Here is a 12161-nt window from a genome sequence, read left to right as displayed (position 1 = left end):
AACATCGCCAATGCTTTAATGTATTGCTTCACCCAAGCGATCGCTATATCGCGGTAGAATTTAAAGCATCTTCGTAGCGTTCTAAAGCTTGGTCACTACGTTTGAGAAACTGCAAAACATCGCCAATGGCTATTAATGTATTTGCTTCACCCAAGCGAGCGCCTATATCGCGGTAGAATTTTAAAGCATCTTCGTAGCGTTCTAAAGCTTGGTCACGTCGGTCTAGAAACTGCAAAACATCGCCAATGGCTTTTAATGTATTTGCTTCACCCAAGCGATCGCCTATATCGCGGTAGAATTTTAAAGCATCTTCGTAGCGTTCTAAAGCTTGGTCACGTCGGTCTAGAAACTGCAAAACATCGCCAATGGCTATTAATGTATTTGCTTCACCCAAGCGAGCGCCTATATCGCGGTAGAATTTTAAAGCATCTTCGTAGCGTTCTAAAGCTTGGTCACGTCGGTCTAGAAACTGCAAAACATCGCCAATGGCTATTAATGTATTTGCTTCACCCAAGCGAGCGCCTATATCGCGGTAGAATTTTAAAGCATCTTCGTAGCGTTCTAAAGCTTGGTCACTACGTTTGAGAAACTGCAAAACATCGCCAATGGCTATTAATGTATTTGCTTCACCCAAGCGAGCGCCTATATCGCGGTAGAATTTTAAAGCATCTTCGTAGCGTTCTAAAGCTTGGTCACTACGTTTGAGAAACTGCAAAACATCGCCATAAACTTTAAGTAAATCACTGTAGCGCTTTAGTTCATCTGTATTCTCTGGTTGCTGCCATTCGTGATATAAACGCTCATACAATGTTAACCGAATGGGAAAATAATAATTATTTTTCAATAATTCGTCGCAATTATCGTGATTATTTTCACGGTAATAGATGCTAGAAAAAGCCTGGATATATTCCCCCAGTTCACAGTGATGATGAAAAATTTCCAGATATTCCGCCACATCATCCAGTTTATCTGTAGTTAAAAGTTGCGGTTTCCGACATTTTTCGTAGTATGCGATGGCGCATTGATGCGCTGCTGGTGAAGATAATTTTTGTAAATAAGTTTGAATTAACGGTGGAAAATAAAACTTCAGCACTCCTTGCTGTTTCTTCTCTTGTAATAAAGAACGTTTTGCTAGTTTTCGCAACTGTAACTTTACTTCTGTCTCGTCGGCGAAGTCACCTAAAGACATCTCCATTGCTGCTGAACAGTCAAAAGCTAGGCGATACACACTCAAATAGTGCAACCAATTTTGTAAACCGGGTTCTAAACGTTGCAGACTCGCATCCAAAATTTTAGCAATACTCGCCTCTGGATCATGTTGATGCAAACCTAATATACTGAAAATATCTGATTTTAAAAGACTAATATCCGCCTCTTCTCCCTCCTCAGCTTTTAGCCACCCAGCCACTAGCTTCAGCAACAAAGGATGTCCATCTGTTTTATTGACAAATGCTACTAAATCTGATTCTGCACCTTTAATTTCCAGTGCTTGCAATAATTGTACCCCAGCATCTGTAGCCAGTCCAGACAGTGGTAGCCAATGACTTTGGTTGAGAGTGTTATTTGGTAGAGTTGGTTGTTCACGGCTAGTCACCAAAATTACACTCTTACTGCTAGAACTAAACCAACGCAGCAAAAACTGTAGATAAGTCTGCCATTGCTGTTCATTTTGCTGTAAGGTTTCCAGGTTATCTAGTACCAGTAAATATCGTTCTGTTTGCAAACAATTACAAACAGCAATTAATAAATCTTCTGGTTTTTCTGGCGCTGGTTTTCCCAACTCATCCAACAACCAACGTCCCCAAACTGCAAAAGGATACGCGTCACTAAAACTTGTCCAAATTTGCTGCGGAAAATCTGTTAATTGTTCACATAATTTCGCAACTAACGCCGATTTTCCATAACCACCCGCCGCAGTTACACCGACAAGCCGCACATTGTCTGAATGTATCCATTGCTGCATTTGCTCAAGTTCATCTGTCCGTCCTTGCCAATAGCTAGTATCAGGACGCAGCGAGTTAATTATAGAATTAGTGGTGTGGGAATTTATCCGTTTTCCTACGGACGACTCCAGTCAATCAGGTGGCGGATTTCCGTAGTTGTTGAAAGTAATATTATCACCCAAGTGATTAGTAGTATTATCACCAATCTTAGTTTGATAACCCTTCCCACCACTATAGATGTTCTGAATCTGGCTGCTGTTATCTTCCACCCGATGAATGTTAATTTCATCAGCAATTTTTTTTACATCTTGAGCAAAATCAGGATCAGCTTGCATCTCACCTAACAGATAAACTGCAACTTGCTGTAAAGCGTCTTCTTTACCTTGTTCAACTTCAGCTAAAGCCCGATTAGCAGCAGTATTACCACTCAGTTTTTGCCTAATCTTGGTATATAATTCATCAATTTTTTGCAGTCCAGTTTCAGTAAACTTTTCGCCTAACTTACCAATACTTGACTCAAAAAACTTAGTATAAGCAATTTTAGCGATCGCCAGTGCTGCTGGTAAAGTCAGATCAACCATATCTAGTGCATTTTTTAGACATTAGGTAGATAATATAGGAATCCGGTTTGATTTATGAAAAAATTAAGTATTGTAGGGTGCGTTAGGATGAAATCCGTAACGCACCATTATTAAAGCTTTGGTGCGTTACGCTACCGCTAACACACCCTACGTGTTTGTTCAATAATCAAATAGTAGTCCTATAGATGATTTTTAGGTTGAATTACAGTCTTAACTTGCTGAATTCACCCAAATTCTCAAGTAAACAAAACACAAGCAGACAATTCCATTTCCCGTTTCCCCATTCTCAAACTCTTTGTCAACTGCGTAGCAGCATTTTGGTAAGTTAGTACATAGTTTGAAACAATTGCAGTTAAGTCAAAGAGGGGATTACGTTGAGTCAACATCCAGATGCCATTGCACCCCACGGTGGACAATTGGTGAACCGTATCGCTACACCAGAACAAAAGGCAGAATTTCTCTCAAAAGCCGACTTTTTGCCACGAGTGCAACTTGATGCGCGGGCGGTTTCTGATTTAGAGATGATTGCTATCGGCGGTTTTAGTCCACTCACGGGTTTTATGAACCAGTCAGACTACACCCGCGTAGTCAAAGAAATGCGGCTTGCTAATGGACTGGCGTGGTCAATACCAATTACACTGTCAGTAACAGAAGAAGTAGCCGAACCACTCCCCGAAGGCGGCCTCATCCGTCTGGATAACGCCAACGGTGAATTTATCGGAGTTTTGCAACTGACGCAAAAGTATATCTACGATAAAACCCAAGAGGCGATTAATGTTTACCGCACTGATGACGCTAAACATCCAGGTGTGCAAGTAGTCTACAATCAGGGTTCTGTAAATCTTGCAGGTGACATTTGGCTATTACAACGCGATCCCCATTCCCAGTTTCCCACCTATCAAATCGATCCCGCAGCTTCACGACAGATGTTTAGGGAAAAGGGTTGGAAAACTATCGTTGGTTTTCAAACTCGTAACCCCATCCATCGCGCCCACGAATATATCCAAAAGTGTGCTATGGAAACCGTCGATGGTTTATTCTTGCATCCGTTGGTAGGAGCGACCAAAGAAGATGATATTCCGGCTGATGTGCGGATGCGCTGCTATGAAATTTTGCTCGAACATCACTATCCCCAAGACCGAGTGATTTTAGCAATTAATCCGGCTGCCATGCGTTATGCTGGCCCAAGAGAGGCTATCTTCCATGCTTTAGTCCGGAAAAACTACGGTTGTACTCACTTTATTGTGGGACGGGATCATGCTGGTGTGGGTGATTATTACGGTACTTATGATGCTCAATACATCTTTGAGGAGTTTGAGCCAGGTGAATTGGGTATTGTACCAATGAAGTTTGAACACGCTTTCTACTGCACACGCAGCAAACAAATGGCGACAACTAAAACTAGCCCCAGCAAGCCAGAAGAACGTGTTCACCTCTCAGGAACCAAAGTCAGAGAAATGCTGCGCCGGGGTGAATTACCACCACCAGAATTTTCCCGTCCTGAAGTAGCCGCAGAATTGGCGCGAGCTATGCAAAAATCAGTGAACAGTTAACAGTTAACAGTGACATTTATCAAGGCATAAGGTGGGGGATTTAAATCCAATTATGTCTCTTAACCGATAACTGATAACTGATAACTGTTAACTGTTAATCAGCGAATTGTATAAACTTTAACTTTACACTACAGACTTCAGCCCTATAAGCTGTTAGCTGATGGGCTGAGGACTGATGGCTAATTATGAAGCGTCGGACTTTTTTACAACGGATTGGTTCAATACTCGCGGTCTTGGGTGTGACTGAAGCTCAGTGGTTGACTTTATGCGATCGCTACTCTCAAGCTTTGGCACAGCCTAGTCAACGTAAATTAGCATTATTGATTGGCATTAATCAATATCAAAAAAGTCCTGCATTGGGTGGTTGTCTCACCGATGTGGAACTGCAAAAAGAACTGTTAATTCATCGTTTTGGCTTCGTCGCCTCGGATATCCTGACTTTAACGGCAGAAAAAGCTACCAGGACATCGATTGAAGAGGCTTTTGTGGCACACCTGGGACAGCAAGTGAAAGCTGGCGATGTGGCTGTATTCCACTTTAGTGGCTATGGTACGCGCATCAAATCGGGCAGATTTATCGATACGGTGCAGAATGCTTTGGTTCCAGCTAATGCTCAAGATGCACAAAAAGATGAAATAGTCAACTATATATTAGAAGAAACAATCCGGCTATTGTTGCGATCGCTCCCCACAGACCGAGTAACAGCTGTATTGGATACGAGCTATAATGCTCCGAGCAAAGTCCAACCCACAGGATGGCGAATTCGCGTCCGTCCAGAATCAGCAGAAGCACAACTAGCAATAGAGGAACTTGAGTTTTTACAACAACTCCGAAGTCAAAACTCCAGCCCCATTCATGAACTTGTGTTGACTGCGACCTCTGACACTCAACAGTTAGCGAGGGAAATCTTATTTTCTGGGTTTAGTGCGGGGTTATTTACCTACGCCTTAACGCAATACTTGTGGGAAACGACACCAGCAACCACAATTCAATTCAGCCTTTCCCATGTGGGAAGCTATATGCATAAACTGGGGAGCAATCAGCAGCCAGGATGGTTGAGTGAGCAGAAAAATCAACCCAAAGCGTTAACTGTGGAAAATTTACTCCTACCAAACCGCACAGTTGGGGCGGAGGGAGTGATTAGAGTTATTGAAGATGATGGTAGAACAGCCCAACTATTTTTAGCAGGATTACCGCCACAAGTCTTAGAAAACTATGGAGCTAATTCCCGGTTTACCGTATTCACAGGAGAGGAGTTAATATTGCGATCGCGCACTGGGTTAACAGCAAAAGCCCAAATCTCTAAAATTAAACCAGAAACCCCCCTACAAGTAGGGCAACTATTCCAAGAAACTGTGCGGGTATTACCCAGAAGTGTGAATGTAATAGTTGGTTTAGATACTGGATTGGAAAGAATTGAACGCGTAGATGCGACAAGTGCTTTCGCGGCCATTAACCATGTTTCTACTGTAGTCGCCGGAGAACAACCAGCCGATTGTGTATTTGGTAAACTCTCAGAAACTCCCAGCCGCTATGGTTTATTCACTCCCGGAGGCAAACTCATCCCCAACACCTCTGGGGAATCTGGGGAAGCTGTGAAATTGGTAGTGCAAAGGTTAATGGGGAAATTACCAACTCTGTTAGCAGCAAAGTTATGGCGACTCACAGAAAATGAAGGTTCTTCCCGCTTACCAGTTAAAGCCACTTTGGAGATCGTGAATAATTTATCATCTCGCGTCGTCATGCAACGCGAAACAACACGAACTCTCAGCGCCGAACACCTGCAAAATAAATCACTGCTGACAGCCCTGAGTAATCCTATTGTACCCATTGGTAGTCGGATGCAGTACCGATTGCAAAATCAGAGCGATCGCCCGATTTATTTAATGCTGCTGGGGTTAAAAAATAATATCAATGCGATCGCCTTTTATCCTTGGCAATCCCCCGAAGAATCTACCTTTTTTAACTCCAAACCCCTGTTCCAACAAGTAGTTGTTGCCCCCGGTGAAACCCTATTATTACCAAAAGGTGTAACTGCTTCTGAATGGATGATCCCAGGGCCAGCCTATGAATGCGAACACCAAATGATTCTCAGTACCGCCCCCTTTAGCGAAACACTAGGATACCTAGAAAAATCTAAGTATCCGATCACAGACCAAAGACCCTTCGGGGCATTATTGAAACCTTTAGAAATTGCCCAAGTATTATTGCAAGATTTGCATAATGCCAGTGCAGTCAAATCCGAGATGAATAGTACATCCACTGACTCTTATGTATTAGATGTCAAAAATTGGGCTAGTTTCAACTTTGATTTTCAAGTAGCTTAAATTCTCTGTCTGTGTTCTTTGCATCTGTAGGGTGAAGTCTGGTTAATTATCAGAAATTTCACCCCACCCCCTCAAAGCTATGCTTTGTCTCCCCTCTCCGCCTGCACCAGAGGGGTGGAGGGGTTCCGCATTTATGACAAATACTTCCGCAATAATAACCCCAACTTTTCCTTAGTCGCCGCAGGTGCTTTATCTAACTGAGTTAAAATCGCATACTTCAACGCCGAATGAGCATCACTAACCGGCGGATTTTCACTCAAACGCCGTACAGTTTCTTGAATTGCCTTTTGAGCATTAACTGCATTGCGCTGTAAATTAGCAATGACCATTTCTACCGTCACACTATCATGATCTGGATGCCAGCAATCATAATCTGTTACTAATGCTAAAGTTGCATAGGCAATTTCTGCTTCCCTGGCTAACTTCGCCTCTGGTAAGTTCGTCATTCCAATCACTGTTGCATCCCAACTGCGGTAAAGATGGGATTCCGCCTTTGTGGAAAATGCTGGCCCTTCCATGCACACATAAGTGCCGCCACGATGTAGACCAACATCTGGTAAATTTAGAGAAGCGATCGCATCTGCTAACACCCCGGCTAAATTTTGACATATCGGATCACCAAAAGCAATGTGAGCCACAATTCCCTCACCGAAAAACGTCGAAACCCGATTTTTGGTTCTATCAATAAACTGATCTGGGATAACCATATCCAGTGGTTTCGCTTCAGCCTTTAAGGAACCTACAGCACTAGCCGAAATTAAATACTCTACACCCACTTGCTTCATTGCATAGATATTGGCGCGAAACGGCAACTCAGAAGGCAATAGAGTATGATTACGACCATGACGAGCTAAAAATGCGACTCTTGTTCCTGACAGCGTTCCCAAAATCAAAGCATCAGAAGGCGAACCAAAAGGAGTTTCAATTTGTACCTCTTCCACATCCTTCAGGTCTGCCATTTTGTATATACCACTACCACCAATAATCCCAATACGTGCTAATTCCATGATCTTTAAATTCTTGATTGCTGAGTTCCCAAGTTATTTTACCGAAAACCAGTAGCAGGGGAGGCAGGACAGTAAAAATCAGCTATTGTGTATTCTTGAGTAGTGCTACCTTTGCGGTCAATACTCATTTATTTTGTCCGTAACAATTACTTATTATTTATTCTTCAGTAGTGCTACTAAGGGCATTTTTGCTAAAAAGCTTTATATTAAGATGCATAAGTTATACAATCTTGAACCTTTTTTCATAAAGAATATGCAAACTACCGGTTCCTCAAACCAAATACCGTTAGAGAAGCTATTAAAGGACATCTTCGCTATTGGCAGAATTAGCCGCTACCATCAGCAGTTATTAATGTCAACGCTGCTGTCTAAAGAAGGCTTTAACGAAGAAGAACGGCTGCAAATTAGTCGAGTGTTTGATGCTTTGCAAAGAGGATTATTGAAAGTAGTAGATTAGAATCTGAGTCACGGGTGAATTTTTTGATAATTCAAATCGCCCTTAACCAATAGATATCAACCCTGAATAGTAATCAATATCGCAAAAATATGACAATTTTTCCCACTATGTTTCAACTATCCAATGGGATATTATCAGTAGGACTTACGCAAGAACTCTCTGAAACCCTCTTGACTTTGTGTCCTTTGTGTCCTTCTCCCTTGGCGCTAGCCTCTCCCTTTGGGAGAAGGGGAGACGCTTCGCGAACGTGGTTCGTTTTTTCATAAATTTGCGTAAGTCCTGATCAGGTCTAGATCATAGAGAATATATCAGAATTGGCAGTTGATACTGTTGATGCTACAGTTCCAGCAGTGAACCAGCACCAGAAACACCAAAGAAAAAATTGAGGTTAATTAACCCTCTTTAATCTGCAATCCCACTGATGCGGGATCAAAATTATCAGGAAAATGCGTGCTGCGATCGCAATCTGCTTTTTCCAGTTGCGCTCCCTTAAGGTCAGCTTGACGTAGATCCGCCGAAAATAACAAAGCTCCCCGAAGATCAGCATCTTGCAAATTAGCTTGACTGAGATTTGCAAAACTGAGGTAACAGCCTCTGAGATTCGCACCATTGAGATTAGCTTCACTTAAGTCAGCATAACTCAAATCAGATCCTTTGAGATCAACACCTTGCAAGTCAGCATCACCCAAGTTCGCTTCACTAAAATTGCGATTTCCCTCTGCATACCTTTCTAAGAGAGTCACAGCAGTATTAATCATCTGTTGAGAATTTGTTTCCGACATAGAACCGCCTCACAGCTTGTCTCATGATTACTGTACACCACACTCATTAATCATAAGACTGCTGATGCACAAATTGACAGACAATCAAAAATTGTGCGATCGCCTAGTTTTTTGACAGTATTTTCCACATGATTACTCATCCGCTTCAGTGTCATTTATATCCTGAAACTGATGGTCTGCCTTGATAGCATTCGCACAAATCCCATCACTGCTAGTCATAGCCGGACATCCCCAACTGACTGTTTCCGTAGAAATAAATAGTATAAATTGTTAGCTGACAGTCAATATTATATAATACAGCACTTTGCAAGTAAATGAAGTACACACATTAATATTATAAATCTTGTGGGGGAGGGCAAGGACTGCCCGCCCTTGTCTACCTACTCAGATGAAATATGTTGTATTATAAATTCGCCCTATGCCAATCCCCACCTTTCGGGTAGCCTCTCATAGAGAAGGTGGGGACTTTAGCATTCAGTTAATTGTTATTCAGAACAGCCCTTAGCTCCTTCAGCATCTTACCCTTTCTGATAAACGCTGGATCTTTTGCTAGTTCCCGAAGTTCTTCAGGACTGCTTGCCATGACAATATTATTGTAATCAGTAATAGCCGCGTTCAGCATATTGATATCAACAATGGGACTCTCCCCATTCTCAAGAAGTGCTTTATTTTGAACCACAGCAAACAGCATATTTACATCTTGGTATTCCTCCAATATCTTGTTAGCAGCTCGATTTAATTCGGATTGAATTGTTGGTGGAAGGATCAAACCAAAACGACCACCGCCACCGCGGCGGGGATTGAATCTGCTTGGAATTCTTGTTGGAAGGATAAAAATACCACCGCCGACGCCAGCTCCCCTATCTATGAAATTGTTAATAGCGTTTTGTTGATTATTTATGAAGTTAGTTACTCCAGGAATAGGACTACGACCAGCATTTGCTCTCATCGGCGCACCCACTAGAAAACCGAATAAACTTAACCCTAGAGCAAGAGACAGAGAGAGTTGTTTCTTCATGATTTTTATTTGTGATTAACTTTCTTGATAATGCACTATTTAGAACTGAAAACCGTAGCCCGCACTTATCGAAAGACCTAAGCCAGTATCGGAATTTTCAGTAATATCTGTAATAATAGCATTAAAAACTATGGGTGCATTCTTGAAAGGAGCAAAAGACCCACCTATATTGAGAATAGTTCCCGTCCAGCTACTTACCAAAGATGCTTGAGGCAAAACTCTCAAACCTAAGCCACCAAAAAGATTTACAGTATTTTCATCTGCCTCGATTGCTCCTTTAGAACTAAAATCACCAGTACCAAGACCTAGAGAAATTGTTAAAGGTAACTTGTTCTCAGGGTTATCTGGTTGCAGTGCAAATGACTTAGTAACTACTCCATAGACAGTATCTTTAGCCTCTCTAGCCTCTCCCCATTTAATCGGATTTGACCAACCAACAGCTACGGCTGTACCATCCCCCAAATATTTGTGCAACTTAAAACCTACACCGCCGCTATCACCAAAATCAAAACCTACACCACCTCCCACACTGATAATATCGATATTAACTTCCAATCCCACAGAATCAACCGGATTTCCCAACCCAAAACCAACATACAAAGAACCATCGTTCTGACCTTTATCTTGATCTAGAGGGAAAAATAAACCACCGCCAATATAGGCTTGCCCGGAACCTGCACCATAAGCCGAAGGAGTACCAGCTGTTGAACCAGGGGCAGCTTTTGGAGGTTCCCCTGGGCTAACGAGGGGTTCAATTAAAAGTTCTTGGCGTAATTTATTCGTCTCGCCAAAAGTGTCACCCACCGGTGATGAAGAATTTATTTGTCCGATAGTTTGGGGTCGTTTATCCTGAAATAAATCAGTTTGCTCTTTTGCTGGGTCTTTTAAATCAAAATCAGAATTACTAATTGCATTAGCAAATAAATCTTTCTCTAAATTATCATTGCTTTGTAATTTGTCTTGAGATTCCAGAAAAAAATTGTCTATAGCCAAAAAACTATTGAATGTTTTCGGTTTAACGTTAGCAGTCAAACTGTCACTAATATTGACACCATTGATTGCCAGAACAGCATTACTTTTGTTATGTCCTAACAATCTTTGGCGTAAGCTGATATTTTTCTGTGAATTAAGTGCAGATACTATAGAAGATGCTTTCACTTTTTGAGACGCACTCAATTCAGGCTCTTGATTTTCAGAAACAACATTATCCGCAGCCACTGCTGATTGGATAGAAAAAACTGTTAACGGCAGAAGCAAACTGATCAAGGTTGTCCCTAATTTCCAGTAAGCATAGTTCACACTAACAACTGGATAAATATCACTACCATTAATATTTTTATTTTTTTGTATTTTATCCATCAAAACAGTCCTTCTGTAAAATTTGTTTTTTGTAACATTGTATACTGTTTGTGTAAAATATTCTCTTGTAATCTAGTAATTTTACGGAAATGCTGCTAATTAAGCTCGTGGGCAAGACTTCCGAAGTCGACGCGCTTGAGCGCTAGATAGGTTGCATCTCATAGGTATACATTTAATTCATAGCACCTAGCTAAAGTGCATAATATTAAGTTATTTGACATACTTCCACGAAGATAATTCGGTGGATTCTAGGCTCACACAGCAATTGCAGGCGTAGCCGATAGTAACTAAGAAAAGTCGCATTACCAAAACATATTATCAGTATTTTACAACTATAATCTTAAAATTGCGAGAATATGACAAAATTAGGGACTTCAAAACAAAAAAATCCCCAATTTGTAGTCGGAGTTAGGACGGTAGTCCGTAACCCACCATTATCCTTCAATTTAAGGTGGGTTAAGCGATCGCTTTCCCCGACTACAATTTTTGGGTAATTTATTTTTTGGTGTTCCCTTAACAACAGTTGACTGCTATATAAAACCTAGACAAAACTAGACTTTACTTTCTACTTCAACGGGAGCATGGGAGCAGTTATCCCTCAGTAGACTTTCACGCCTTAGCCAGACGCGATTGTGTTCCAATTAAGTTTCTGAAAAAGACTACCACCATCATTGCTTGGTTTTCGCGTCGGCAATAGTCTCAATTCAATACTTGATATCACCGTATTATATATCAAGTAGTTGATTTTTTCCTAAAATATATATTGATTTTTGTCAATATAAGTATAGTTTTGTCTATAAAATTGTCAACTTAGGACTTGCTCACCCCAGGCTTAAAATCGGGAATTTTAACTTTTGCTATCTACCGAAACTAAAGCGTGGGGACTTTACTGATGATGCTTGATAATAATAATAATTTCTGAAATTACCTTTCTGTCCATTAGCAACTATACCTAAAATATTAATAGGCGCTAGTTTCAGATCAGCTACTGCTCGCTCAAACACAGAACGATCTGTTTTATCTATCCTTGCTACTATCAAAAGTCCATCTGTTTGGGAGCCTATTAAAGTAGCGTCAGCTAGTCCAGATGCGGGAGGTGTATCATAAATAACTAAATCAAATTCGTTATAAAAT

At 41.2% G+C, this 12161-nt stretch carries 9 protein-coding genes and 1 pseudogene; 3 read left to right on the top strand and 7 right to left on the bottom strand.

Annotated elements, in window-relative coordinates:
* Positions 1-43: 43 nt before the first annotated feature.
* Positions 44-2014, bottom strand: a complete 1971-nt coding sequence (locus NSP_RS10485) for a tetratricopeptide repeat protein (protein WP_269454140.1) — start codon at positions 2012-2014, stop codon at positions 44-46.
* A gap of 60 nt (positions 2015-2074) precedes the next feature.
* Positions 2075-2524, bottom strand: coding sequence for a hypothetical protein (locus NSP_RS10480; RefSeq protein WP_006197717.1), 450 nt, complete (start codon positions 2522-2524; stop codon positions 2075-2077).
* 374 nt (positions 2525-2898) lie between these two features.
* On the opposite strand from NSP_RS10480, the gene sat reads away from it, so the two are divergent.
* On the top strand, positions 2899-4077 hold the full coding sequence (sat, locus tag NSP_RS10475) for a sulfate adenylyltransferase (protein WP_006197718.1): 1179 nt from the start codon (positions 2899-2901) through the stop codon (positions 4075-4077).
* A gap of 185 nt (positions 4078-4262) precedes the next feature.
* Positions 4263-6404: a caspase family protein gene (locus tag NSP_RS10470; RefSeq protein ID WP_006197719.1), complete on the top strand. Its 2142-nt coding sequence runs from the start codon at positions 4263-4265 to the stop codon at positions 6402-6404.
* Positions 6405-6535: 131 nt separating this feature from the next.
* Here the strand turns inward: NSP_RS10470 and NSP_RS10465 are convergent, their stop codons facing one another.
* Positions 6536-7411 (bottom strand): S-methyl-5'-thioadenosine phosphorylase, encoded by an 876-nt coding sequence (locus NSP_RS10465; protein ID WP_006197720.1) that lies wholly within the window; start codon positions 7409-7411, stop codon positions 6536-6538.
* A 253-nt stretch (positions 7412-7664) separates the two neighbouring features.
* Here NSP_RS10465 and NSP_RS10460 point away from each other — a divergent pair, with 253 nt between their 5' ends.
* Positions 7665-7868, top strand: coding sequence for a hypothetical protein (locus NSP_RS10460; RefSeq protein WP_006197721.1), 204 nt, complete (start codon positions 7665-7667; stop codon positions 7866-7868).
* A gap of 392 nt (positions 7869-8260) precedes the next feature.
* Here NSP_RS10460 and NSP_RS10455 read toward each other — a convergent pair whose 3' ends face one another.
* The 4 genes and pseudogenes from NSP_RS10455 to NSP_RS25325 form a co-directional block, all read right to left on the bottom strand.
* Positions 8261-8650, bottom strand: a complete 390-nt coding sequence (locus tag NSP_RS10455) for an Alr5209 family pentapeptide repeat protein (RefSeq protein ID WP_006197722.1) — start codon at positions 8648-8650, stop codon at positions 8261-8263.
* A gap of 478 nt (positions 8651-9128) precedes the next feature.
* Positions 9129-9668 (bottom strand): hypothetical protein, encoded by a 540-nt coding sequence (locus NSP_RS10450; RefSeq protein WP_006197723.1) that lies wholly within the window; start codon positions 9666-9668, stop codon positions 9129-9131.
* Between the two features lie 39 nt (positions 9669-9707).
* Positions 9708-11027: a hypothetical protein gene (locus NSP_RS10445; RefSeq protein ID WP_006197724.1), complete on the bottom strand. Its 1320-nt coding sequence runs from the start codon at positions 11025-11027 to the stop codon at positions 9708-9710.
* 857 nt (positions 11028-11884) lie between these two features.
* Positions 11885-12161 (bottom strand): annotated as a pseudogene (locus NSP_RS25325) (tyrosine-protein kinase family protein); the annotation flags it as partial.

Source organism: Nodularia spumigena CCY9414, from assembly GCF_000340565.2.
In the GTDB taxonomy this organism is placed as follows: Bacteria; Cyanobacteriota; Cyanobacteriia; order Cyanobacteriales; family Nostocaceae; genus Nodularia; species Nodularia spumigena.
This window is presented reverse-complemented; position numbering and strand designations above follow the sequence as displayed.

Excerpts from the sequence above, each read along its gene's own strand:
- NSP_RS10480 (WP_006197717.1), bottom strand. The coding sequence starts at position 2,524 with ATGGTTGATCTGACTTTACCAGCAGCACTGGCGATCGCTAAAATTGCT.
- NSP_RS10470 (WP_006197719.1), top strand. The coding sequence starts at position 4,263 with ATGAAGCGTCGGACTTTTTTACAACGGATTGGTTCAATACTCGCGGTC.
- NSP_RS10465 (WP_006197720.1), bottom strand. The coding sequence starts at position 7,411 with ATGGAATTAGCACGTATTGGGATTATTGGTGGTAGTGGTATATACAAA.
- NSP_RS10460 (WP_006197721.1), top strand. The coding sequence starts at position 7,665 with ATGCAAACTACCGGTTCCTCAAACCAAATACCGTTAGAGAAGCTATTA.
- NSP_RS10455 (WP_006197722.1), bottom strand. The coding sequence starts at position 8,650 with ATGTCGGAAACAAATTCTCAACAGATGATTAATACTGCTGTGACTCTC.
- NSP_RS10450 (WP_006197723.1), bottom strand. The coding sequence starts at position 9,668 with ATGAAGAAACAACTCTCTCTGTCTCTTGCTCTAGGGTTAAGTTTATTC.
- NSP_RS10445 (WP_006197724.1), bottom strand. The coding sequence starts at position 11,027 with ATGGATAAAATACAAAAAAATAAAAATATTAATGGTAGTGATATTTAT.